The 22,114-nt window shown below is 36.7% G+C and carries 25 protein-coding genes and 2 tRNA genes; 18 read left to right on the forward strand and 9 right to left on the reverse strand.

Annotated features, from left to right (window positions below; translation table 11 throughout):
- Positions 1-23: 23 nt before the first annotated feature.
- The 3 genes from AsFPU1_RS12805 to AsFPU1_RS12815 all read left to right on the forward strand — a co-directional run bounded on the left by AsFPU1_RS12805 (position 24) and on the right by AsFPU1_RS12815 (position 1,419).
- The gene (locus tag AsFPU1_RS12805) at positions 24-695 is read left to right on the forward strand and encodes a glutathione S-transferase family protein (protein WP_124975332.1); all 672 of its coding nucleotides are present in this window, start codon (positions 24-26) and stop codon (positions 693-695) included.
- The gene (locus tag AsFPU1_RS12810) at positions 695-1,006 is read left to right on the forward strand and encodes a hypothetical protein (RefSeq protein ID WP_124975334.1); all 312 of its coding nucleotides are present in this window, start codon (positions 695-697) and stop codon (positions 1,004-1,006) included. The genes AsFPU1_RS12805 and AsFPU1_RS12810 overlap by 1 nt, the downstream gene beginning before the upstream one ends.
- Before the next feature lie 119 nt (positions 1,007-1,125).
- Positions 1,126-1,419 (forward strand): hypothetical protein, encoded by a 294-nt coding sequence (locus tag AsFPU1_RS12815; protein WP_124975336.1) that lies wholly within the window; start codon positions 1,126-1,128, stop codon positions 1,417-1,419.
- A gap of 20 nt (positions 1,420-1,439) precedes the next feature.
- On the opposite strand, the gene AsFPU1_RS12820 is transcribed toward AsFPU1_RS12815, so the two are convergent.
- Positions 1,440-1,814, reverse strand: coding sequence for a PDDEXK family nuclease (locus tag AsFPU1_RS12820; protein ID WP_124975338.1), 375 nt, complete (start codon positions 1,812-1,814; stop codon positions 1,440-1,442).
- A 92-nt stretch (positions 1,815-1,906) separates the two neighbouring features.
- On the opposite strand from AsFPU1_RS12820, the gene dnaG reads away from it, so the two are divergent.
- Together dnaG and AsFPU1_RS22670 are read left to right on the forward strand one after the other, a co-directional pair.
- Complete coding sequence (gene dnaG / locus AsFPU1_RS12825; RefSeq protein ID WP_124975340.1) at positions 1,907-3,844, forward strand: DNA primase; 1,938 nt, start codon at positions 1,907-1,909, stop codon at positions 3,842-3,844.
- Between the two features lie 480 nt (positions 3,845-4,324).
- The gene (locus AsFPU1_RS22670; protein WP_172957512.1) at positions 4,325-4,480 is read left to right on the forward strand and encodes a hypothetical protein; all 156 of its coding nucleotides are present in this window, start codon (positions 4,325-4,327) and stop codon (positions 4,478-4,480) included.
- Positions 4,481-4,534: 54 nt separating this feature from the next.
- Here AsFPU1_RS22670 and AsFPU1_RS12830 read toward each other — a convergent pair whose 3' ends face one another.
- The gene (locus tag AsFPU1_RS12830) at positions 4,535-5,392 is read right to left on the reverse strand and encodes a lysophospholipid acyltransferase family protein (RefSeq protein WP_124975342.1); all 858 of its coding nucleotides are present in this window, start codon (positions 5,390-5,392) and stop codon (positions 4,535-4,537) included.
- Between the two features lie 65 nt (positions 5,393-5,457).
- On the opposite strand from AsFPU1_RS12830, the gene argJ reads away from it, so the two are divergent.
- The gene (gene argJ / locus AsFPU1_RS12835) at positions 5,458-6,702 is read left to right on the forward strand and encodes a bifunctional ornithine acetyltransferase/N-acetylglutamate synthase (RefSeq protein WP_124975344.1); all 1,245 of its coding nucleotides are present in this window, start codon (positions 5,458-5,460) and stop codon (positions 6,700-6,702) included.
- On the opposite strand, the gene AsFPU1_RS22675 is transcribed toward argJ, so the two are convergent.
- Complete coding sequence (locus AsFPU1_RS22675) at positions 6,695-6,847, reverse strand: hypothetical protein (RefSeq protein ID WP_172957513.1); 153 nt, start codon at positions 6,845-6,847, stop codon at positions 6,695-6,697. The genes argJ and AsFPU1_RS22675 overlap by 8 nt on opposite strands.
- A gap of 289 nt (positions 6,848-7,136) precedes the next feature.
- On the reverse strand, positions 7,137-8,558 hold the full coding sequence (locus tag AsFPU1_RS12840) for a Ni/Fe hydrogenase subunit alpha (protein ID WP_438357517.1): 1,422 nt from the start codon (positions 8,556-8,558) through the stop codon (positions 7,137-7,139).
- Positions 8,559-8,707: 149 nt separating this feature from the next.
- Here AsFPU1_RS12840 and AsFPU1_RS12845 point away from each other — a divergent pair.
- From AsFPU1_RS12845 to AsFPU1_RS12870, 6 genes are all read left to right on the forward strand, one after another.
- Positions 8,708-8,792: transfer RNA gene (locus AsFPU1_RS12845), tRNA-Tyr, on the forward strand.
- 22 nt (positions 8,793-8,814) lie between these two features.
- Positions 8,815-8,886: transfer RNA gene (locus tag AsFPU1_RS12850), tRNA-Thr, on the forward strand.
- 165 nt (positions 8,887-9,051) lie between these two features.
- Positions 9,052-10,164, forward strand: coding sequence for an ABC transporter permease (locus AsFPU1_RS12855; protein WP_124975348.1), 1,113 nt, complete (start codon positions 9,052-9,054; stop codon positions 10,162-10,164).
- Positions 10,165-10,402: 238 nt separating this feature from the next.
- Positions 10,403-10,618, forward strand: a complete 216-nt coding sequence (locus AsFPU1_RS12860) for a DUF2997 domain-containing protein (RefSeq protein WP_124975350.1) — start codon at positions 10,403-10,405, stop codon at positions 10,616-10,618.
- A gap of 45 nt (positions 10,619-10,663) precedes the next feature.
- Positions 10,664-11,050: a DUF1257 domain-containing protein gene (locus AsFPU1_RS12865; protein ID WP_124975352.1), complete on the forward strand. Its 387-nt coding sequence runs from the start codon at positions 10,664-10,666 to the stop codon at positions 11,048-11,050.
- Positions 11,050-11,466, forward strand: a complete 417-nt coding sequence (locus AsFPU1_RS12870) for a ferredoxin (protein ID WP_124975354.1) — start codon at positions 11,050-11,052, stop codon at positions 11,464-11,466. The genes AsFPU1_RS12865 and AsFPU1_RS12870 overlap by 1 nt, the downstream gene beginning before the upstream one ends.
- Here the strand turns inward: AsFPU1_RS12870 and dndE are convergent.
- The 4 genes from dndE to dndC all read right to left on the reverse strand — a co-directional run bounded on the left by dndE (position 11,454) and on the right by dndC (position 16,364).
- Entirely contained in the window at positions 11,454-11,843 is a 390-nt protein-coding gene (gene dndE / locus AsFPU1_RS12875) for a DNA sulfur modification protein DndE (protein ID WP_124975356.1), read from the reverse strand. The genes AsFPU1_RS12870 and dndE overlap by 13 nt on opposite strands.
- A gap of 420 nt (positions 11,844-12,263) precedes the next feature.
- Positions 12,264-14,249, reverse strand: coding sequence for a DNA sulfur modification protein DndD (gene dndD, locus AsFPU1_RS12880; protein WP_125061115.1), 1,986 nt, complete (start codon positions 14,247-14,249; stop codon positions 12,264-12,266).
- Between the two features lie 158 nt (positions 14,250-14,407).
- Positions 14,408-14,668 carry a four helix bundle protein gene (locus AsFPU1_RS12885; RefSeq protein ID WP_369692083.1) on the reverse strand — a complete coding sequence of 87 codons (261 nt, stop codon included), beginning with the start codon at positions 14,666-14,668 and terminating at the stop codon, positions 14,408-14,410.
- Positions 14,669-14,747: 79 nt separating this feature from the next.
- Complete coding sequence (dndC, locus tag AsFPU1_RS12890) at positions 14,748-16,364, reverse strand: DNA phosphorothioation system sulfurtransferase DndC (RefSeq protein WP_124976758.1); 1,617 nt, start codon at positions 16,362-16,364, stop codon at positions 14,748-14,750.
- A gap of 50 nt (positions 16,365-16,414) precedes the next feature.
- Between dndC and AsFPU1_RS12895 the strand changes: the two genes are divergently transcribed.
- A complete protein-coding gene (locus tag AsFPU1_RS12895; RefSeq protein ID WP_124976756.1) occupies positions 16,415-16,813 on the forward strand; it encodes a hypothetical protein in 399 nt (132 codons plus the stop codon).
- Positions 16,814-16,818: 5 nt separating this feature from the next.
- Positions 16,819-17,163 (forward strand): immunity protein CdiI family protein, encoded by a 345-nt coding sequence (locus AsFPU1_RS12900; protein ID WP_124976754.1) that lies wholly within the window; start codon positions 16,819-16,821, stop codon positions 17,161-17,163.
- Between the two features lie 100 nt (positions 17,164-17,263).
- Here the strand turns inward: AsFPU1_RS12900 and AsFPU1_RS12905 are convergent, their stop codons facing one another.
- On the reverse strand, positions 17,264-17,797 hold the full coding sequence (locus AsFPU1_RS12905) for a DNA sulfur modification protein DndB (RefSeq protein ID WP_124976752.1): 534 nt from the start codon (positions 17,795-17,797) through the stop codon (positions 17,264-17,266).
- A gap of 176 nt (positions 17,798-17,973) precedes the next feature.
- On the opposite strand from AsFPU1_RS12905, the gene AsFPU1_RS12910 reads away from it, so the two are divergent.
- The 4 genes from AsFPU1_RS12910 to AsFPU1_RS23130 all read left to right on the forward strand — a co-directional run bounded on the left by AsFPU1_RS12910 (position 17,974) and on the right by AsFPU1_RS23130 (position 22,036).
- Entirely contained in the window at positions 17,974-18,807 is an 834-nt protein-coding gene (locus AsFPU1_RS12910; RefSeq protein WP_124976750.1) for an Rpn family recombination-promoting nuclease/putative transposase, read from the forward strand.
- 17 nt (positions 18,808-18,824) lie between these two features.
- Complete coding sequence (locus AsFPU1_RS12915; RefSeq protein ID WP_124976748.1) at positions 18,825-20,429, forward strand: DGQHR domain-containing protein; 1,605 nt, start codon at positions 18,825-18,827, stop codon at positions 20,427-20,429.
- A 219-nt stretch (positions 20,430-20,648) separates the two neighbouring features.
- Positions 20,649-21,284: a peroxiredoxin gene (locus tag AsFPU1_RS12920; protein WP_124976746.1), complete on the forward strand. Its 636-nt coding sequence runs from the start codon at positions 20,649-20,651 to the stop codon at positions 21,282-21,284.
- Between the two features lie 536 nt (positions 21,285-21,820).
- Positions 21,821-22,036: a hypothetical protein gene (locus tag AsFPU1_RS23130; protein WP_227873594.1), complete on the forward strand. Its 216-nt coding sequence runs from the start codon at positions 21,821-21,823 to the stop codon at positions 22,034-22,036.
- Positions 22,037-22,114: the final 78 nt, after the last annotated feature.

Raw genomic sequence — 22,114 nt, forward strand, 5'->3', positions numbered from 1 at the left:
AATCAAGTATCTGAAAATACATTATGTTATTGTTACAATTTAGTACCTCTCATTATTGTCGAAAAGCTAGATTAGCATTAGGATACAAAAAGATTACCTATCAAGTCGAAAACTTGACCCCAGGATTACATATTCTGAAACTAAAACCGCTTACTGGGTTAACAACCATCCCCGTTTTATTACCCCAAAAAGCAGGAGAACCCGAAGCAGTCGCAGACTCAACCCGTATTTTTAAGTATCTCGAAACCTATCAAAGTGACCCTCCTTTATTATTACCTGATACCACTCAACAAACCCAAGCTTGGTTATTAGAAGATTGGTTAGATGAAAGTATTGGCACAGCGACCCGTTTTGTGTATTATAATTATCGAGCAGGGGAAGGAAAATCTATTGATTCATCATTATCAAGTCAACTGGTAATTAATGTTGTCCGTCGTCAATATGGTATTACTTCTGCGTCTGTAGAATTAGCTGCCCAACGATTAGAAACAGCTATGAATGTGTTATCTTGTTGGAAGACTCAACCCTATTTAGTTGGCGATCGCCTGAGTGTAGCTGATATCACAGCAGCAGCTTTACTTAGCCCTCTAGCTTTAATTCCTTTTTATCGTCAAACTTATCCCTGGTTGTTCGAGCGAATTGTTACAATTCATAACATATGTGGAGAAACTTTACCTCCGGGGTTGGAGCGATAATGAGATTAGCAGTCAACAGAAAGCAACTTTATGGGGTCATAGGCATGAGTTTAGTCTCATCCCTGTTAAGATTAGAGATAGCAGTGGCTTTACCCCCTCCAGACGAAATTCCTGAAGAAGTGTTACGGACAGAAATTATTACTGAGGGGCGATCGCCATTAAATGGAACACCCGTAACTGCGGCCGAATATGCCCAAATTGAGCAAAAATTAGCAGAAAGTGCCTATCCACCTCAATTAAGCTCTAATTTACAACATCTTATCTTCTTATTACAGGTAAGAAAGATGTTAAAAACATTTTTTCCCTTATAAGGGTATTTTTGTTAGGTATTATTATCCATTTCTATGATCAATATCACATCATAATTCAAAGAAACGGAGTTATAACTAATGTATAAGTTCCATTAATTGAGTGATTTTGAGGAAATAACATGAAAATAGTTATTAAACTTAGTTATATATTTAATTCTACTTTAGTTTTGGGGTTAATATTTATTTTGTTGGGAGATAAATTTCTTCCTCAACCTTTAAGTACCGCTAGTGCAAATACTCGGAATAGTATTCAGACAACTGTTATTAAGTTTATGAAAAATGAACGACAAGAGTATAAGAGTTTAAAAGGTGGAGAAGCAAAAACTCCAGTTAAATTTCGTAAAATGGGTACATATTTTGATGATCGTGTACAAGAAGCTGAAAAACAAATTAATGTCAATAATAGTAATTAAATGATGTTTCCTAGAACGAGTTAAAGTCCTTTATTTGTAATAATAAAGCATAACTTGTCCGAGGAAACACTTTTACTAGCTTCTTGAGATCGAAAAGTAGTTGAACCCAAAGGATAAAAGCGAATCTCTGCTTCAAATAAATAAGCTTCTAATAACATTCCGAGTAATTTTTTATAAGATTCATGACGGCGACTCGGTGACATTATTTGTAACATTCCTTCTAGATATGTAACTCTAAATTGAGATTTATCTCCCATAATATTTAACCATTGTTCATAAATTGACCAACTCACTCCACTAATAATTAATAATTCTTCTGATTCATTGTTTTGTAATTCAGATAAATTAAGAAGCGTTTCTAATTGATTCAGATTTTGTGTTAATAGTAAACTCATTATCTTAACTTTCCTCTATTCTCTCAATATATTCTATAATATAACTAGGTAACATAGCCATAAACTATCTATTATCTATTGTTAATTATCAAATGGACGTTCCTCGATTACATCCTGATACTCTAGAAGAAGTCAAACAAAGAGTTGATATTTATGATGTCATCTCAGATTATGTAGTGCTTAAAAAACAAGGTAAAGATTATGTAGGTTTATGTCCGTTTCATGATGAAAAAACCCCTAGTTTTAGTGTTAGTCCTACTAAACAGTTTTATCACTGTTTTGGTTGTGGGGAAGGGGGAACTGCCATTAAATTTCTCATGGAACTGGGAAAACAATCTTTTACTGAGGTTATTTTTGAGTTAGCAAAACGATATCAAATTCCTATTAAAACTCTCGAACCAGAAGAACGTCAAGAATTACAACGTCAACTGTCTTTAAAAGAACAACTCTATGAAATTATCTCTTTAACTTCTAGCTTTTATCAGCACGCACTTTATCAACCTCAAGGAGAAATAGCCCTTAATTATTTAAAAGATAAACGTCAATTAAAAGATGAAACTATCCAAAAATTTGAATTAGGATATGCCCCGTCTGGATGGGAGACATTATATCATTATTTAGTTGAACAAAAACGTTATCCTCTGACTTTAGTTGAAGAAGCAGGGTTAATTAAACCCCGTAAAAATGGCAGTGGATATTATGATCAATTTCGAGATCGTTTAATGATTCCTATTCGGGATATTCAAGGGCGAATTATTGCTTTTGGTAGTCGCACATTAGAGAATGAAGAACCTAAATATCTTAATTCACCAGAAACACCGTTATTTAATAAAGGTAGTATTTTATTTGGTCTAGATATAGCAAAAAATACAATTCGTTCTTTAGATAAAGTTGTTGTTGTAGAAGGGTATTTTGATGTTATTAAGCTTCATGAAGTAGGAATTACGAATACGGTAGCTTCTTTAGGAACTGCCTTTAGTCAAACCCAATTAAAACAACTATTAAGATATACTGAGTCTAAACAAGTTATTTTTAATTTTGATGCTGATAAGGCAGGAATTAAAGCAACACAACGAGCAATTAAAGAGATTGAATCTTTAATTTATTCGGGACAAGTTCAATTAAAAATACTGAATCTTCCTGATGGAAAAGATGCAGATGAATTTATTACATCTCATTCTGATTCCCTGACAAATTATCAAAAATTGATTGATAATGCGCCTTTATGGCTTGATTGGCAAATTCAACAATTATTAGTGGGTAAAGATCTAAAAAAAGCTAATGAATTTCAGGAAGTGACTAAACAAATGATAGAATTATTAAATCATTTATCTGATAGTAATCAAAGAACTTATTATATTAATTATTGTGCAGAAATTCTGAGTCAAAGTAAGGATAGATCAATGCTTTTTTATGTTGATAATCTATATAGACAATTGAAAAAGCCTCAATTAGTTAATAAAAAATTTTCCGTGAATAAGGTTGAAGATACTTTACTCAAAGAAGCAGAAGAAACTTTGTTAAGAATTTATCTACATTTTCCTGAATATCGCTCAGAAATTTTGAACCATTTAGAAGAAAAAGATCTCGTTTTTAGTTTATCTAATCATCGATTTTTATGGCAGCAAATCTTAGAGATAGAAGAAAAATTAGAAAGACCCGATAATCAAGAATCTAATCAACTGATTTATCAATTACAAGAAAGAATTTTACAATTATCTAACCCGATAAATAATATTAATCATTTATTCCGCTTAAATGAAACTAAAGAGTCTGAGGATAGGGAACGTTTTTCATTAGTCATTAATGCGGCTATTATTTCTATGGAAAAGACAAGTTTAGAAAAATATTGTAGATATTGTTATGAGAAATATATGAATCTTAACATAAAGATAAATGTCCCCTTTGACTCACAAGAAGATTTCTCCACTTTTCAATATTATTTCACTGAACACAGACTCAGCAAACAAAAAATAATGAAACTTGAACGGTTATTAACTATCTCTCAACTCGATATTTATGGTGGATAGAGGTGGTGATGAGGTGATGAAGTTGTTATAAATTATGAATTATAAATTATGAATTATGAATTATGAATTATGAATTATGAATTATGAATTATGAATTATAAAGGTTCTACCGGACAAGTTATGCTAAATTATTACAAATGATATAGCTTAACTCTTAAGAGTTAAGCTATACAAACAAAGGTTGCCTACGCAACCTAGAATGGCTGTCCGCGCAGGCGGACTTAGTCTTTATAGGATAAGACTTGAGTCTGTTATTAATTATTAATTTAGCATAGTAAGTCCGATAGAACCATTATAATTCATAATTCATAATTCATAATTCATAATTCATAATTCATAATTTATAATTTATAATTCATAATTCATAATTCATAATTCATAATTCATAATTCACCCAAAAGGGTGATTCTGATGGGGGAAGAATTAATGATGAACTTAGGGCTAAACTGGGCTTAAGTAGAAACACAGAGGAACAAGGCTATGATGACAAAGAGTTTGCTAAATCAAGCCCTTCAATGGATCGTTAATCAGATTGCACAAGAAGTTCCCCCTAATTTGTCAGTCTGTGAATTTGACTGTAATGTCCCTGTTTGTACTCAAGAAACTTGGCTAAATTGTAGCAATTGTAAAAAGTAGGGGCTAACGGCCGTTAGTCCCTACAGAGTGTATTTCGCCATTAAAAATTAACCCCTAAAAAGGGTTATTGTCCTTCGCATCAGATACCAATTGATCTAATTCTTGCTGCATTTTTGTGACAATTAAATTATAACAAGCATTCACATAAGCGTGATCATTAGCAGCTTTCCTCCCATATCTTTCAAACACAATGGGAGGACAAATGCGGGTATAAATAGGAATAGGTAAGGGAATATTGGGCAAAGGGCCAAAAGCCAACCCCCAAGGTAATCCTAAATAAATCGGAAAAACTTGAGGATCAACATTATGTATCCAAGGCATTATTCCCCATTCATTTAATTGTTTAGCTTGTTCATAACAATCACCAATCACAAATAAAGTTTCGTGAGATCCTACTGAAATCGCGGGAATGATAGGAACTTCTTGCCGTAAAGCTAACTTAATAAAGCCTTTACGTCCAGCTAACTCAATTTTATGACGATCATGATAGGGACGAAAGACATCTTGGGCCCCTCCAGGATAGACTAAAACACTGGCCTCCCGTTCTAACGCCGCGATCGCCATTTTAGGATGGGCGCGAACAGCCCCTGTTTGCTCCGCCAAACGAGCTAAACTAGGATTAACAGCCCAAGCATTGGGGTGCATCAAACCATAAGTCAGGCGTTGAGTCCCAAACCGACGAAACCAATCATACATCATCATTGCCGTATCAGGAGAGGCTAAGCCCCCATTATGAGACCCCACCAGCAACATTGGCCCTTGGGAGGGGATGTGATGCCAACCGTCCGTTTTAACGCGAAAATAGTGACGATATAGCCATTCCCAATAAGGCATCAACGACGCGATCACCTGGGGGTCACGTTCATCTAATGACCAACCTTTTTCTGGGGTAGAGGAGTTGTTTAGCTTCATTTAACTTCTAACAGGAAATTCTCTTGATATAATCAGCTTTTGGACTAGCTTAACAGGTAATAAGGATGACAGACTGGCAAGAGATAGAAGGCGGCATTACAGCCCCTAAAGGATTTTTAGCAACCGGAATGGCCGCCGGACTCAAACCGTCAGGGGCCCCTGATCTAGCCTTAATCGTCTCAGATACCGAAGCGATCGCGGCTGGAGTTTTTACTACTTCTCAAGTACGGGCCGCCTGCGTTGATTATTGTCGTCAACGTCTTCAAGATAAAGCCAGTAGCCGCGCTATTCTCTGTAATGCGGGCCAGGCCAATGCAGCAACAGGGGAACTAGGATTACAAGATGCCATAGAAAGTGCCAAACTGTTAGCCGAAGCTTTAAATATTGACTCTGATGCTATTTTACTCGCTTCTACGGGGGTCATCGGTCAACGTATTCGCATGGATGCCTTACGTAAGGCCATTCCTCAGTTAGTGAATACCCTTTCTGAAACGGGGGGACAAGCAGCCGCAAAAGCTATTACTACAACAGATTTAGTCACCAAATCTATCGCCTTAGAAACCGTGATCGAAGACCGTCCGGTTCGTGTTGGAGGTATTGCTAAGGGTTCGGGGATGATTCATCCGAATATGGCGACTATGCTGGCTTTTGTGACTTGTGACGCGGCGGTTTCTACTGCTTTATGGCAAGAAATGTTAACCCGGGCCGCTAATCAAAGTTTTAATCAAATTACGGTAGATGGGGATACTAGTACCAATGACAGTTTGATCGCTTTAGCTAATGGGCAATCTCGGACTTCTGCTATTACGGATATGAATAGTAAAGAGGCCCAAAAGTTACAGGGAATGTTGACGGCGGTTTGTCAACATTTGGCTAAAGCGATCGCCAGAGATGGAGAAGGGGCCACCTGTTTAGTGGAAGTGCAAGTTTCTGGGGCCTCCGATGATGAAGGGGCCAGACGCATAGCGAAAACTATTGCAGGTTCATCTTTAGTCAAGTCAGCGATTTTTGGACGTGATCCTAATTGGGGTAGAATTGCAGCAGCAGCAGGAAGGGCTGGAGTTAGTTTCCATCAAGAAGATTTACAGATTAAATTAGGGGATTTTCTGATGATGGAAAATGGTCAACCTTTGGCATTTGATCGACAAGCGGCAAGTAATTATCTTAAACAAGCCGCAGCAGGTACTTATCTTAAAGAAGATACAGTATTAATATCAGTTTGTCTGGGTAATGGTTCGGGAACGGGTATTGCTTGGGGTTGCGATTTAAGTTACGATTACGTCAAAATTAATGCCGAATATACTACTTAATTTGTGTATTTTGGCTAACAAATTTTTGATTATCCCTAAAGCTTTGATTGGGGTCGTTAATGACTTGTAGCGTCCCCATCAACAATCGTATCCAAACCAAAATAGTGGCGGTAATAACAATGAATTTTAGAGGTCTATAAATCATTTTAAATCTCCTGCACAACAAATGTTTTAATTACTTCCATTGAAACAAGATTTTTTACATGATCACCTCCCCATAGCAGATGAAATGGGATTCATTCTTTTGGGGGATGGCATTCAGCTAAAAGGAAAAATGTTTAGATAAGTAGTTTGTGTAGGTTGGGTTGAGGAACGAAACCCAACAATCTGAGTTAGCCCAATGATAGCCGTTGACCCTTACAAAGATGTGTCGCTTACATTTTTTGAGTTTGACTTAAGTTAAGGCTAATAAATATATTATACGCCTACTCAACTTAATTGCGGCAAACTTGAGCTAAAATCTCACCTGTAGCACTAATTAATTCAACTTGTAAAGCCATTTGTCCAGCCGCATGAGTGGAACAACTTAAACAAGGATCATAAGCCCTAATTCCAGCCTCTACTCGGTTTAACATTCCTTCAGGAATTTCTGAACCTTGAATATAATGTTTAGCAATTTGAGCAACGGTTTTATTCATGGCTAAATTGTTATTTCCGGTAGCAATAATCAAATTAATTTTCTTAATTAAGCCATTTTCATCTACTAAATAATGATGAAATAATGTACCTCTTGGGGCTTCACTCACTCCAATTCCTTCTAACTGATTAATTCCCGCTTCAGCACGAGTTCTAGAAGACAAAATATCAGGATCATCAATTAACCGTTCTATTCGTTCCAAAGACCCTAAAATCTCCACTAACCGAGCATAATGATAATAGAAAGAAGAAGTGGCTACACCCCCAACGCGATCGCGGTATTCTCTTAATTCTTGATCTGCTTCGGGAGTGCCAAAATTCTCACAAATATTTAATCTTGCCAGAGGGCCAACTCGATAAATTCCATCAGGATATCCCAAAGGTTTATAATAAGGAAATTTCAAATAAGACCACTTTTCTACTGATTCCCCAATATAATTTTGATAGTCATCTTCAGAGAGATTATCCGCCACAATATTACCTTGACTATCCGTAAAGCGAATGTGACCCCCATAATGTTCCCATTCCCCATTTTTACCTACTAAACCCATAAACAGAGAGGGAAAATTACCAAAAGATTGTATCTCAGTTTGAAAGCGATCTAAAAGTTGTTTAAATAGATTTAAAGCCGTATAAAGAGTCTCTTTAGACTCAGGTAAACGATCCTTGATCCACTGTCTTCCTTCTTCCGATAAAGGGGATCTGACTCCTCCTGGAACTGACCAAGCAGGATGAATTTTTTTAGCCCCTAATAACTCAATAATTTTCTGACCAAACTGTCGTAAACGAATACCACTTTTCGCCAATTCAGGATCAGCCGCAATTAAACCAAAAATGTTACGATTAGCAGGATCACTATCCCATCCTAAAAGAAAATCAGGACTACTTAAATGGAAAAAAGATAGGGCATGAGATTGAGTAATTTGAGCTAAATTCATTAAGCGACGTAGCTTTTCACCCGCAGCAGGAATTTTAACCGCCAGAATTTTATCTCCCGTTTTCGCCGCACATAACAGGTGACTAACGGGACAAATGCCACAAATACGGGCAGTAATACCAGCCATTTCCCACATAGGACGACCTTCACAAAACTTTTCAAAGCCTCGATATTCCACAACATGAAAACGAGCATCTTCCACAACTCCCGCGTCATCTAAGAAAATGGAGATCTTGGCATGGCCTTCAATTCGAGTTACAGGGTCGATGACAATAGTTTTCATGATAATCCCTCGCGCTTAGCCTCTAAACTTAGTGTAAACCCATTGTGGTGCGGATTTCAGCTAAGCAACAAAAGATTAACAATCAATTTTTTTCAGGGGGGTTGAATTTTCTAAATAGGTATGCTAATATTATTAATCGTGGGATAAATGGGTCGATGCCCGAGTGGTTAATGGGGGCGGACTGTAAATCCGCTGGCTATGCCTACGCTGGTTCAAATCCAGCTCGGCCCACCACGATATTTATGCCGAGTAGTTTGCCCGTGTGGCTCAGTGGTAGAGCACACCCTTGGTAAGGGTGAGGTCACGAGTTCAATCCTCGTCACGGGCTTATATTTGTGAATCCCTATATCACAAAGTACCCCATAAGTACCCCAAAACCGTAAGTGTACTGTAGAAGCAAAAGTCTTTTGGTACACTTTATATTGTATTTACTAGGAATAATTTAAGTATTTCCCTTAGCTTCCAACTGTAAATAATCAACAAATATAGCCTTATGAACTGGTGGCAAAAACTCAAAAATAATCCCTTAGCCCGTTTTGGGGCTATTTTATTGCTAATTTTCTATATAGCTGTCATAACAGCCGATTTCGTTGCACCTTACGATCCCTATACTTCCCAAATAGACGGTTCTCTGTTACCCCCAACTCCCATTTATTGGCAAACTCCACAAGGAAAATTTATCGGACCTCATGTCTATCCCACCACCCAAAGTCCGACGGATGTGAAAACTGGTGAACGTACTTTAAATATCAATTTTGCTGAACCTTCCCCCATTCATTTATTCCTTAAAGGTGATCCTTATCAACTATTCCAAATTCGTCTCCCTTTACCTCCGAACTTTAAGGAAGTAGAACTATTTTCTGGGATTAGATTTGATCGTCATCTTTTTGGAACCGTTGGCCCAGGAAAACTTAATTTATTAGGAACTGATGAACAAGGCCGAGACCAATTTAGTCGCATAATATTTGGTGGTCGAATTAGTCTATTTATTGGGTTAGTCGGTATTGTAATTTCTTTTCCTTTGGGAATGATTATCGGTGGAATTTCTGGTTATTTTGGAGGTTGGATTGATGGATTTTTGATGCGTCTGGTCGAAGTTTTAATGACTATTCCTGGCATTTATTTATTAGTAGCATTAGCCGCAATTTTACCCCCTAGTTTAAGCAGCGCACAGCGATTTTTATTGATTGTTCTGATTACTTCTTTTATTGGTTGGTCAGGACTGGCCCGGGTCATTCGCGGACAAGTTCTCTCTCTCAAAGAACAAGAGTTCGTACAAGCTGCACGAGCGATGGGGGCCACTCCTTGGCGCATTATTTTGCTTCATGTTCTCCCCCAAACCGCTACTTATATCATTATTTCAGCAACTTTGGCGGTTCCTGGATTTATTGTCTCTGAATCTGTATTAAGTCTGATCGGGTTAGGTATTCAACAACCTGATCCTAGTTGGGGTAATTTATTGTCAGTGGCCACTAATGCCTCAATTTTAGTACTGCAACCTTGGTTAATCTGGCCTCCCGCTCTTTTAATCATTTTAACCGTACTTTCCTTTAATTTACTTGGTGATGCTCTCAGAGACGCTCTTGATCCGCGCAGTTTAGAATAGGGACATTAAAGGAAATTTTTGTATATTTTTGTTACATTCTCAAGATTGAGACAAATTTTCCCTTGACTTTTTCTCAATGGTTAAGCCAAAATTACAATAAATTAGAGTGGCCACTGTTTTAAATGTTAACTTTTGCTAAAATTTGATTCATATTGCTAAACTGTCTAAAGATTTTTGTCTAAAGTCAAGGCAGCAATAGTCGTCTTCCATCTGCCATATTTACCCCCAAAATCCCCCTATGAGCATGGAAACCCTAGAGTTCATTATTTTTCCTGATGGTCGCGTTCAAGAGAAAGCGACAGGCATCGTGGGGGCCTCTTGTCAAGAGGTAACAGCAGCGATCGAAGCACAACTCGGCCGAGTGATGTCTCAGGAAAAAACCGATGATTATTACACTCAACCGATTCACCAATCAGCAAAAACTAGCAATCAAGCCTCTTTGATAGACTGGTAATTTTGTTTTGTTAATCCTTCTTTAATTTTTTGAGTTATAAGGCTTATGTCACATTTTAGTCAGATAAAAACCCAAATTCGTAATCTAACTTCTCTCAAAGCATCCCTGAAAGATATGGGGGTTGATTGGACAGAAGGGCCTCATTCTGTGAGAGGTTATCAAGGACAAACCCGCACTGCTGAGGTTGTTGTCTCACAAGATAATAACTATGACATCGGGTTTAGCTGGAATGGTAATGAGTATGAGTTAGTGGCTGATTTACAATATTGGCAACAGCCTTTATCGGTTGAAGGGTTTCTCAAGCAGGTTACTCAAGGCTATGCTTATCATACCGTATTGAATGAGTCTGCTAAGCAAGGATTCCAAGTTGCTGAGCAACAAAAGAACGAAGATGGTTCTATTCGCTTAGTGGTTCAACGCTGGAGTGCCTAATGGCTGATTTTTCCTCTACCCCTGATCGCTCCGGTTTAGAACCGGAGTTAGGGGGAATTTTCCGAGATATCCCCGAAAGAACGGGATTTGAGCCTGAATTGGGCGGTCAATTTCGTCAAAACGGTGTTTACGTTGATGAAGTCACCTGTATCGGTTGTAAACACTGCGCTCACGTGGCTCCCAATACTTTCTATATTGAACCAGAATATGGGCGATCGCGGGTTTATCATCAAGATGGTGATCAAGAAGCGGTCGTACAAGAGGCTATAGATACTTGTCCGGTGAACTGTATCCATTGGGTTGACTATACTAAAATCAAAGATCTTGAGGAGGTGCGTAAACTTCAGCAAATTAAACCATTAGGTTTTCCCCAAGTTCATCGTGATCCCAAGCCAAAAAAGGGTCATAATTCTTGATTAGTCAAGTCAATTAAATGTTCAATTTTCTTGATGTTTTGATCCCCTGCTAAATAACCAATTCCACGATGTAAGTGTAGGCGAAATTGATGGACTAAGGTGTCTTTATCGGTTCCTAATCCATCATTATAACATCGTTGTTTTAGGGCAATTAATAATATATCGGCCATTTCTCCCCCAAACACTCGCCAGGTCATTTCTACGTTACTATCGCTCTTGATAGGAACGGGGGAGGGTATACTCGTTTCTGCTAAGGAACGACAAAATCCCCATCGACATAGGATATTCCATTGTTCGATTTTTGTGTATCTTTTGAGTTTAATTAGTTGTTCTTTTCCTGTTTGTGATAGTCGAATTTGTTTGATCGGGGATTCCATTTTAAAAATTATGAATTATGAATTATGAATTATGAATTATGAATTATGAATTATGAATTATGAATTATGAATTATGAATAAATACAAAAAGATCTGTTTTTAAGCAGTTTTACTAATTATAGCAGTTCTCATACCATCGTTCCCGTACGGGCGAGTTTTTTACATAAATTTTGATATTGTAACCAGTATGTTAGATAAACCTGTCCCTACACCACACTTCCCACCTTCTGCTTTCTCTTGATAGGATAAAGAAGGGGCTTGCTTTTTACGGGATGGTGTGGGATAATAAAGTTAATGCTAAATAATGGGAGGCTTGAGGTTAGAGAATAAACGTCACCACTCCCATTATCCAGAATAATACCACAAGGCCAAGCGATTTGCAAGCACTTCTCGAAAATTTTAAATTTTTTTTGAATGGAATTACCAAAAATAGCGATTTGGATGAACAGTAGTTTGACGTTGAGCAGAATTATATTCTAACAGATATTGATGAGCGATCGCGTCTTGTTCTTGTAATTGTTGTAATTCTTTTTGAGTAATTTCGGTATCGGTGGAAAGAAGAATAACTTGATGAGAAGCAGTGGGAAAATAGCGTTCAACTAAATTATTACGGTGAGAGGAGTCTAGTCGTCCGAGGGGAGTATCAATAGCGATAGGTAAATTTCGTCCTGACACTCTAGCGAGTCCCCATAAAAACGCGATGGCCAATAATTGTTTTTCTCCTGCGGAGAGACGATGTTTCGGTACAGATTTTCCGTTAGGATCATAAAGAGAGAGACTAAAATTATAGGTATCAATAACGACACGATGAACCAAATCTGATTTATGGAGTAAATAACGAAAACATTCTGTTACCTCTCCTTCTAATTTATTCAATTTTTTCAACGTTAGTCGTTCTTTAAACAATTGTAAGGTATTTTGCACCTTAGCAGCAGATTTAATAAGATGTTCATTATTTTGTTTATCAATAGCTTCTTCACTATAATTTCTCAGTTCTTTTTTAATTTTCTCAATCGCTTTTTGTGCGTCTTTAAGTCTTTGTTCTCCTACTTGATAAGCAGATTGACATTGACCGACTTCTTGTTGTGCGAGGGTAAGAGTATCGGTTAATTTTTGATAATCTTCAGGAGAAGCAGCGACATTAACTTCTCGTTCTTTGCTATCAAGTTCACCTTCTAATTGTTGTAAAGTTTTGGTTGATTTTTGAGCGAGTGCAAGTTGTAAAGGTAGTTGATGGTCTAATAAATTAACTAATTGTTTTAACTCTTCTTCACTAATACCGAACCAAGTCTTATTATTAAGAGTATTATCTTGATTTAAGTTATCATATTCTTGTTTGAGGAATGATTGAATTTTACTAAATTTATCCTGAGTTAACTTAAGAGTTTCCAGATAAGATAAAAGACGTTGATCTCGTTGTTCTAAAATAGTTCTAGCAAGTTCAGCTTGTTGTAATTGTAGTTCGGTGTCTATTTGAGATTTAGCTTGAGTTAGTAAGGGAGAAATTAAAGATAAGGGTAAGGTATTAGATGCGAGTTCTATCATTACTTGTTTTTCAGCATTGATAGTATTTTTTAAAATCTCAATTTGTTGATCTAAATTACTTTTTTCTGCGGCAATTTTACCCCCTTCTATACGAAACTTTTCTGAAGCTTCTTTAAATTTATTTTGAGCGCGTTTTAATTGAGTTTGTAAAGATGCTTGTGCTTGTTTAGCATCTGCTTCTTCTTGATTATAATGATTTAGTTTACCTTCAATTTCTTCTAAATTTTTTAATTGAGATTTATTAGCTAATGCTTTACGTTTGCGACTGACTAATACTTCTAAATCAACGGCTAATCTTTCGACTAATTCTAATCCTAATAAAGACTGAATAGCATCAATAACAGACTGGGGAGGTGTATCTTGTTCTGCTAACTCTTTAACTTGTTCTCCATCGAATAAAAAGAGATTAGAAATACCTAAAGGAAGTAAGGTTTCGATATATTCATCCCAGGTATTTGCTAAAGCAGTATCGGGCCATTCTCCATTTAATATACCTAAAGTATCTTTACCGTCTTTTGGGTTATTTGTCCACTGTCTAGAAATTCTAAAAGTTTGCCATTGGTCATCTACAATATGTTCAAATGCGAGTTCAATGCGGGTAATATCTTTGAAGGTTGCTTGATTATTAATTGCTTGAAGTAAGAAGTCAGTATAACTTAAATTATTGCGGGTTGAACATTGGGCCCGTTGTCCATATAAAGCAAGACGAATAGCATCCATAAGAGTTGTTTTACCTCCTCCATTCATTCCCCCAATAAGAATGATGGGTCGATGATTATCCTCCGTTTCGGGACGTAAGTTAATGATATTTTTGCCTGCATATGGGCCAAAGTTTTCGAGAACTAATTCTGTGAATATCATAGATTATAAGGAGGTGATGGGGTGATGGGAATTATTTGGGTAATAACCATTTTTCGGCTGTTTTAGACATATTAACTAATCTACCAATAATATTGTCATAGGTTAGGTAAAGTTCTCTGCCTTTTTCGACTTCTAAGTAATTACATTTAACAGCAAACTCAATCCAAGTTTGAGTTTGCTGCTGCTTCGGACTGACAGTCAGTTAGTTTAGCTATAAATGCAGCTTCATACCGTCTTTTTCTCCATGCTTCTGCTAAGTTAGCACAAATTGAACGGGAAGAACGACGAATTTGATCAGTTAAGGAAAATCGTTCTTCTATGGGGAACTTTTTTGTTAAGTAAAATATCTGCATCGCTGCATCAAACGACATTTGATACACCTCCAACTCTCGATGACTTTTAATAAGTTTACTCATCATTGTTTCTCCTTTATTCTTACATAAATATCAAAAATATTCATATCCCATTACCTCATCACTCCCCTACCTCATCACTACATCACTCCATCACTCCATCACTATCATCATCAACTTGCTGACCAAATTTAAGAGTACCCCAAGTTAGTTGTTTAGGTTGGGGGTTTTCTTCATGGTTTAATGTCTCTTTAAGTGCGTGTTTAACTTGAGTAATGTCTCCTTCTTCGACGGCATTTTTTAGGTTACGTTTTAGGTGTGCATTTTCAATAGCATCATCTTTGGAACGGGAACTACTATCAAAACATTTTTGCAGTTCTCCATAGATACCAATACGACGAGATTTTGTATAAAATTGTCGTTCTGTGTCCAGTAATTTAGTCATTAATTCTAAGTGCATGGTATCTTCTTCACATAACTCTGATAAGATGTCCCATTCATCACTTCCTAATAAATTGTTGCTAACTCCTGGACGAATATCCTCAAAAGGTTCTCCGGTGACTTCTTCATAAATGCGGGGTAAACTATCATCAAATTCGTGTTTTTCTTCTAACCATATCCGACGTATTTCGCTTAATTCTTCTTGGGTAATGAGGGTGATGTCTTTCATGTCTTCTGGTGCAGTTTGACGAACTTTCACTTGTGCTTCTAATACTCCTTTTAACCAATATTCTCGCCAATATTTTGTATAGGGGCCAGGAATTGGAGCAATTTCAGTTTGTTCATCCGCGTTACGTTCAAAAAGTTCTACTTTTCCATAAATCCGTCGAAAGTCTCTTTTCTCTCGATCATTTTGAATATCTAATTCTTGACGAAAATCCATTAATGGTTGTAACCATTCTTTTTCTTCATCATTTCTGATCATTGCAGCTAAAGATTTATCACTATCCACTAAGGTACAAACCCAACAACCAAAACGAGAACTACCACAACTAGGTGTAGAAGTATCCACCACTAATGGACATTCATTATCAGCAGTTGCTCCTCGATACAAAGTAAATAAATCCTTATTATCTCCCCCCCAAGGATTTGACCACTGCATTAAATACATCCAAACTTCATCAGTTCTCCAATCTTCTATAGGACTATAAACTAAAGAATTGGGTAGACTTGCATTAGGACTTAAGCGATCGCGTACTCGCTTTTTTTCTAGTTCTTTCATTACTTTTGCTCGTCTAGAACTTTCGGACTTACGAGTTCCAAGAACAAGAATTGTCTCACCACAAGTTCGTATAACATCACGAATAAATTGATTGGAAGCATTTATTTTTAATCTACCAGTACACCAACGAAATTTAAGTCGAGGTGCTGGATATCCTTTACCAATTAAACCGGCCCAATATCTATCTTTGGTTTCTGGGTATAATAAATGAGGTTCAAAAGGCATATTTTTCTCTTTTGCGGCCGTTTCCAGTTTTTTCATACATTGACGTACCCAAGCAGAAACAATAGGATTCTCGACTAAGGTATCGGTCGTAATGACATGAATGGTTTTGTGACGCTTTTCGGGACTCAGTGCAGCAATCGCACTCCATACTAACTGCAACACTGCTGAACTGTCTTTTCCCCAAGACACACCAATAATCCAAGGAATATCATCAAGACAATAGAGATCCTGAATTTCCTGAGTCAGCATTTGAATGTCTTCAACTAACTCAGTAACGGTACGAGGGGGAAAAAGCGAGGTTTGGGTTGCTGTCATCATATCAGTGAATCAGGTTCACTCTTAAGGATACTATCGCTTAATCAAAAATGACAAAAGAAGATAATTTACAGGAACTAATTAGCGAACTTCAATCAGCAGGAATTAAGCACAATCCTAAAGAAATCATTAAAGCTATTCGACTATCTGACGGTAAAATAATTTTTTTAGAGCAAGGAAATCGTAAATCAGGGTTACAACATATTTTAGAGAGACATGGGGTTGATTTTATGAATCGGGGAATTGCTTATCATAGAATTGCTGAAGTCATTATCAAGGCTATTATAGAAGGAGAGATTATCGGGAAACAAGGAGAAACGCGAAATATCTATCAATTTGTCTTTGATGGAACAGTACAACATATCTCTATTGATATTGGAACTAATGGATATATTGTCGGTGCTAATCCCACTCCAAGAAAATTAATGAGTCTTTTAAGACAAGAGTAATCAAGATGACAAAGAAAATTAAATTAATGGCCGATTATAATTATTATCCACTTTGGGATATGGAAGATCCTGATAATATTGATCCTAATGAATTACCTTTGACACAGGAAACTAAAAAACGCTTGTTGCAGTGGTCAAAAACTTATGATCAGATTTTGAGTCTAGATGATCCTTCATCGTCTGATTTTGCTAATGAGATAGAAGCTAAAGTCTTTGAATCAGAAGGAATTCAGTTGTGGAAACAATTACAACAAGAACTTAAACCAGAGTACGAAGTTTTCTATTTTAGTGAAGAACGGGGAAAACTTTTAAGTCCAATTCTTCTATATTCATCTATCCGCATTAATTAAGAATGTCAAGTAGCAGTGTAAAAATTAAATTCGCAGTGCAAAAATGGACTGCAAGATAAACCATCAGTGTAAAAATTAACTCCAAAGTCAAGTAAAACAACTATTTGCCAATTTCTCGATGATCATAAAGAAGGGTTAAGGTAGAAGAAAGACGAACCCCCCAACGATTGAGGTCACAAAAAATCTGTTGCGATCGCTCTAATCGGGTATTAATATATAAAATCAGAGGAATAGTTTCATGACGTAATTGAGGATTTTTTCTGAGTGCCATTTCTAAAGCTAAACGTCGATGTAAACCGTCATGAATCATTAAATTCCCGTCCATAGGAATACGCAACCGTCCTAACTTACGTTCTTCGGCCACCTCACCCAAAGGTTTAAAGGTAGTATCAGCATCAATAGTAGCGGTAATGGCACTAAAAACATAATCTTGAGGATTATCTACAATATAATTAGTCATTTTCGGAAGACGACCCTTATTTATCTGTCGTTGGGTTCGTTTTTCGGGGTCAATATTTTGAATGGGTAAGGGAAACAACTTAGGAAGAATACCCAAAGGACACATCGATACATAATATTCCTGTTCTGCCTGAATACCGCGAATCACAGGTAAAACGTACTCAAACCCTGTCATAAGTCCTATCTCAATTTTTCACTAGGGCTATTATGACATAAAACCTTCTTGCAGTTTTTAAAAACATATGTTGACTTTTATATTTCTCTTAGGTACTTTAAGAATTGATGTTTAAGGGGTTATGGAGTGATGGGGTGATGAGGTGAAAAAAAGAGTATGAGGGATAAAATAGGATAATGTACGATAACGTCTGTAAATTTCTCGCAGAAAGCTTTAGTGAAGATTTTGCCCGTTGGTTATTAGGAAAACCTCTGACTTTAACCAATTTAAGTCCTTCAGAATTATCCTTAGAACCCATTCGGGCCGATGCACTAATTTTGTTAGAATCATCTGAGATAGTCCTACATTTAGAATTTCAGACGGGAACTGACCCTAACATGGCCTTTCGGATGCTAGATTATCGGGTGAGGGTTTATCGTCGTTTTCCTCATAAACAGATGCGTCAAATTGTGATTTACTTGAAACCTAGCGCGTCTGAATTAGTTCAACAACAAACATTTATAATTCCAGGAACTCGTCATGAATTTGAGGTAATTAGATTATGGGAAATTCCCACCCAACAACTGTTAACATCATCAGGACTATGGCCTTTAGCAGTATTAAGTCAAACGGAAAATCGAGTCAAGGTATTAGAAGATATAGGCAAAAAAATAGAAACTCTAGATAACAGAAGACAAAAAAGTAATGTAGCAGCATCCACCGCGATTTTAGCGGGTTTATTATTAGAAGAACAGGTAATCAAACAAATTTTGAGGGAAGAAATCATGAGAGAATCAGTGATTTATCAACAAATTGAAGCAGAAGGTATTCGTAAGGGTAAAGCGCAAGGAAGACAAGAAGAAGGAGTTTCCTTAATTATACGTCTTCTTAAACGTCGTATTGGGGAGGTTTCATCTGTATTAGAAAGCCAAATTCGTAGTTTATCCATTGAACAATTGGAAGAATTAGGAGAAGCTTTACTGGACTTTAAAAGTCAAGAAGATTTAATGAATTGGTTGACTAACAAATAAATCAATAACTATCAATTATGGAGCAGGATATCACTCATCAAATATTACAGCAAGAAACAGAAGAAAAACAGGCCCTTGCTTTACTTTTAGACCGTCATCTGTCCCGTCAAGATCAAATTATCGTACAAAAAACCCAGATGGGAACAACCCAAGGATATATTGCTTCCGTTTCCTTGGAATGGTTGGCCAGTCGTGTTCGTTTTGCCTCCCAATTACCTCTATTTCAGCAAAAATATGACCCAATTACTGATAATATTATCCGTGATGCTGAAACCGTTGAAGAATTACAACAACGTCCTTTAGACTGGTCGCGTCAGTCCCATTTGGCCCAATATTTAGGGGTGGTTAATAATCATAAATTTCCCCCTATTCTAGTGGTAATTAGTAGTGAATGGGTCAATAATCCTAATGCAACAGAATGGGGCAGTGATCGCCGTGCCTTAGTCAGTGTAGACGATTTTACCCCCTTAGATGGACAAAACACATTAGGACTACTAAATATTAACTCAGAATTCTCAATTTTTGCTCTAGATGGACAACATCGATTGATGGGAATACAAGGGTTAATGGAATTATTAAAAACAGGACGTTTAGAGGTTTATAATAAATATAAAAAGCCTACAGGAAACACTATTACAACACAAGATCTCATCGAAGAATATAATCTAAATTCCCCTGATTTGCAAAAGTTATCCCAAGAAAAGATCGGAATTGAAATTATTCCCGCAGTAGTCATTGGAGAAACGTATGAAGAAGCAAGAAGACGAGTCAGATCTATTTTTGTTCATGTCAACCGCATGGCCATTTCTTTAAGTAAAGGTCAGTTAGTTTTATTAAATGAAGATGATGGGTTTGCTATTATTTCTCGACGACTTGCTATTACTCATCCATTGTTAAAAGATAGTGATGAAAATGATGGGAACCCAAGAGTTAATTGGGATAGTGCTACTATTTCTAGTAAAGCAACGGTTCTAACTACTTTACAAGCATTACAAGATATGGCAGAAGGTTATTTAGGAGATAAATTTATTCACTGGAAAAATAAAGATAAAAAGAATTTAATTGCTTTACGTCCTGATGATGAAGAATTAGAAGAAGGGTTAGACGCTTTACAAGAAGTTTTTGATTATTTAGCAGAGTTACCCAGTTATAAACGATTAGAAAAAGGAGTAAAAACCTTTGAATTAAGACGATTTAGTCATGAACAAGGGGGAGGAGAAGCTAATATGTTATTTCGTCCCGTCGGACAAATTGCTTTAATGCAAGGGTTAGGATTTTTAGTATTTCGCAGAGAATTAGATTTAAAAATAATCTTTAAAAAGTTAAATCAATTTGATGCTAATGGGGGTTTTAGTGGTATAGAAAATTCTAACTCTCTTTGGTATGGTATCCTGTATGACCCCATGAAAAAACGGATACAAGTTTCAGGAAGAAAATTAGCAACTCGTTTATTAATTTATATTTTAGGAGGGGTTGATAATGAATTAGAAATAGCTGAAATTCGTAAAGCATTAGCAGAAGCAAGAACTATTAAAGATGCAGCTACAAATGAAGAAAAAACTATCGACTTTCATGGTAAATTTGTTAAACCTAGACAAGTGGGATTACCTGATATGTTATAATAATTTATAGACGAAGGACGGTAGGGGTGGAAAACTGCATGAGTTCAAACCCCCGACACTCCCACACTTGATGTCCCTCGCTATCGGTTAATAACATGGAACTTGAGATAATCCAAACAAATAAAGAATTATTATAAATATCTAAAGTTTTGAGGAAAAGTGCATTTTGTATGGTAATAATAAAAATGCTCCTTTAAAATTGTATAGAAAGTTACCATTATGACTCTTCAATTAGGTGATATCGTCCCTGATTTTACCCAAGAATCTAGTCAAGGAACCATTTCATTTCATGAATGGTCTGGAGATAGCTGGGTTGTCTTATTTTCTCACCCTGCTGATTATACTCCCGTTTGCACCACCGAATTAGGGGCCGTTGCTAGTCTCAAGTCAGAATTTGACAAACGGGGCGTAAAAGTTTTAGCCTTAAGTGTAGATAGTGCGGAGTCTCACAAAGGTTGGATTAGCGATATTAACGAAACCCAAAATACCACCGTTAATTATCCTATTTTAGCTGATGGCGATCGCAAAGTATCAGATTTATATGGGATGATTCATCCTAATTCTCTGAATAATCTAACAGTCCGTTCTGTCTTTGTTATTGATCCTAACAAAAAACTGCGTCTAACTATTACCTATCCTGCTAGTACAGGACGTAATTTTGATGAAATTTTGCGGGTTATTGACTCTTTACAATTAACCGATAATTATCAAGTTGCGACTCCTGTTAATTGGAAAGATGGAGATGATTGCGTTGTTGTTCCTTCTATTCCTACAGAAGAAGCGAAGAAAAAATTCCCTAAAGGTGTTAAAGAAGTTAAACCCTATTTACGGATGACTCCTCAACCCAATAAGTAATATATCTCTGATTTGACACTCCCGCGCCGTAGAACGGCGGGGATTCTTGAGCTAATCACTGCCCTTTCAAATTTCTTCTACTTAGGTCTGACACGATTATGTCTGAACCGAGCTTACTAGAATATCACTTGCTATCTAGACACCCTTTTTGTGGTTCACTCTCCAAGCGTTTTCCTATTTCAAGGAAGATTCGGGTATGCCCTACCCTATCTGTCTTACGACAAAAGCTTTTTCGTTTTCATTCACCGTTGTTTATCGGCTACTGCGCTATGTTTTACGAGGTTTTCGCTACCCTACTTTTTTGTCTCTTATGCAGACTTTTGAGTTCAAGGGTTCAAACTCAATTGAGTTGTATTACTACCACCCACTCAGGGGATTCAAACCAATTACAGTTTAACATAAAGCCGTCCTAAAAGGGACGGGGCTTTAAACCCAATTTTCCGGTAAATAGTCAAGGTAGGGGTTAACCACAGGCAAGATGCCTGTACCACATTGACACCTACATCAAATTTTGCTATTATTTAAACAATATAAAAATGAAAATTCTTGATCCTAATCAATCTTATACTTTTAGTAAAATCTTTGAATTAAAGGCAGAAATTGATGAATTAGTTGCTGATTTTGGCTATACTTTCTCTCGAAAAAAGCTTAATTTACCTCAATATCAAGGCAACTTAGATCGACTAGAACAATTATGCGATCGCATAACAGAAATCTTACCTAATGTCAGTTTAAGTACACCAAACAGCTAGACGAGAAATTCTCATTTCACCCGTAATCACTGAATTAGTACATTATACTAATGCTCAACTGAGAATTGAATATTCACT

Origin of the sequence: Aphanothece sacrum FPU1, from assembly GCF_003864295.1 — a bacterium.
GTDB classification, from domain to species: domain Bacteria; phylum Cyanobacteriota; class Cyanobacteriia; order Cyanobacteriales; family Microcystaceae; genus Aphanothece_B; species Aphanothece_B sacrum.

Bases quoted from the DNA above. Each gene is read 5' to 3' on its own strand.
- AsFPU1_RS12805 (WP_124975332.1), top strand. From the start codon at position 24: ATGTTATTGTTACAATTTAGTACCTCTCATTATTGTCGAAAAGCTAGA.
- AsFPU1_RS12810 (WP_124975334.1), top strand. From the start codon at position 695: ATGAGATTAGCAGTCAACAGAAAGCAACTTTATGGGGTCATAGGCATG.
- AsFPU1_RS12815 (WP_124975336.1), top strand. From the start codon at position 1,126: ATGAAAATAGTTATTAAACTTAGTTATATATTTAATTCTACTTTAGTT.
- AsFPU1_RS12820 (WP_124975338.1), bottom strand. From the start codon at position 1,814: ATGAGTTTACTATTAACACAAAATCTGAATCAATTAGAAACGCTTCTT.
- dnaG (WP_124975340.1), top strand. From the start codon at position 1,907: ATGGACGTTCCTCGATTACATCCTGATACTCTAGAAGAAGTCAAACAA.
- AsFPU1_RS22670 (WP_172957512.1), top strand. From the start codon at position 4,325: ATGATGACAAAGAGTTTGCTAAATCAAGCCCTTCAATGGATCGTTAAT.
- AsFPU1_RS12830 (WP_124975342.1), bottom strand. From the start codon at position 5,392: ATGAAGCTAAACAACTCCTCTACCCCAGAAAAAGGTTGGTCATTAGAT.
- argJ (WP_124975344.1), top strand. From the start codon at position 5,458: ATGACAGACTGGCAAGAGATAGAAGGCGGCATTACAGCCCCTAAAGGA.
- AsFPU1_RS22675 (WP_172957513.1), bottom strand. From the start codon at position 6,847: ATGATTTATAGACCTCTAAAATTCATTGTTATTACCGCCACTATTTTG.
- AsFPU1_RS12840 (WP_438357517.1), bottom strand. From the start codon at position 8,558: ATGAAAACTATTGTCATCGACCCTGTAACTCGAATTGAAGGCCATGCC.
- AsFPU1_RS12855 (WP_124975348.1), top strand. From the start codon at position 9,052: ATGAACTGGTGGCAAAAACTCAAAAATAATCCCTTAGCCCGTTTTGGG.
- AsFPU1_RS12860 (WP_124975350.1), top strand. From the start codon at position 10,403: ATGAGCATGGAAACCCTAGAGTTCATTATTTTTCCTGATGGTCGCGTT.
- AsFPU1_RS12865 (WP_124975352.1), top strand. From the start codon at position 10,664: ATGTCACATTTTAGTCAGATAAAAACCCAAATTCGTAATCTAACTTCT.
- AsFPU1_RS12870 (WP_124975354.1), top strand. From the start codon at position 11,050: ATGGCTGATTTTTCCTCTACCCCTGATCGCTCCGGTTTAGAACCGGAG.
- dndE (WP_124975356.1), bottom strand. From the start codon at position 11,843: ATGGAATCCCCGATCAAACAAATTCGACTATCACAAACAGGAAAAGAA.
- dndD (WP_125061115.1), bottom strand. From the start codon at position 14,249: ATGATATTCACAGAATTAGTTCTCGAAAACTTTGGCCCATATGCAGGC.
- AsFPU1_RS12885 (WP_369692083.1), bottom strand. From the start codon at position 14,668: ATGATGAGTAAACTTATTAAAAGTCATCGAGAGTTGGAGGTGTATCAA.
- dndC (WP_124976758.1), bottom strand. From the start codon at position 16,364: ATGACAGCAACCCAAACCTCGCTTTTTCCCCCTCGTACCGTTACTGAG.
- AsFPU1_RS12895 (WP_124976756.1), top strand. From the start codon at position 16,415: ATGACAAAAGAAGATAATTTACAGGAACTAATTAGCGAACTTCAATCA.
- AsFPU1_RS12900 (WP_124976754.1), top strand. From the start codon at position 16,819: ATGACAAAGAAAATTAAATTAATGGCCGATTATAATTATTATCCACTT.
- AsFPU1_RS12905 (WP_124976752.1), bottom strand. From the start codon at position 17,797: ATGACAGGGTTTGAGTACGTTTTACCTGTGATTCGCGGTATTCAGGCA.
- AsFPU1_RS12910 (WP_124976750.1), top strand. From the start codon at position 17,974: ATGTACGATAACGTCTGTAAATTTCTCGCAGAAAGCTTTAGTGAAGAT.
- AsFPU1_RS12915 (WP_124976748.1), top strand. From the start codon at position 18,825: ATGGAGCAGGATATCACTCATCAAATATTACAGCAAGAAACAGAAGAA.
- AsFPU1_RS12920 (WP_124976746.1), top strand. From the start codon at position 20,649: ATGACTCTTCAATTAGGTGATATCGTCCCTGATTTTACCCAAGAATCT.
- AsFPU1_RS23130 (WP_227873594.1), top strand. From the start codon at position 21,821: ATGAAAATTCTTGATCCTAATCAATCTTATACTTTTAGTAAAATCTTT.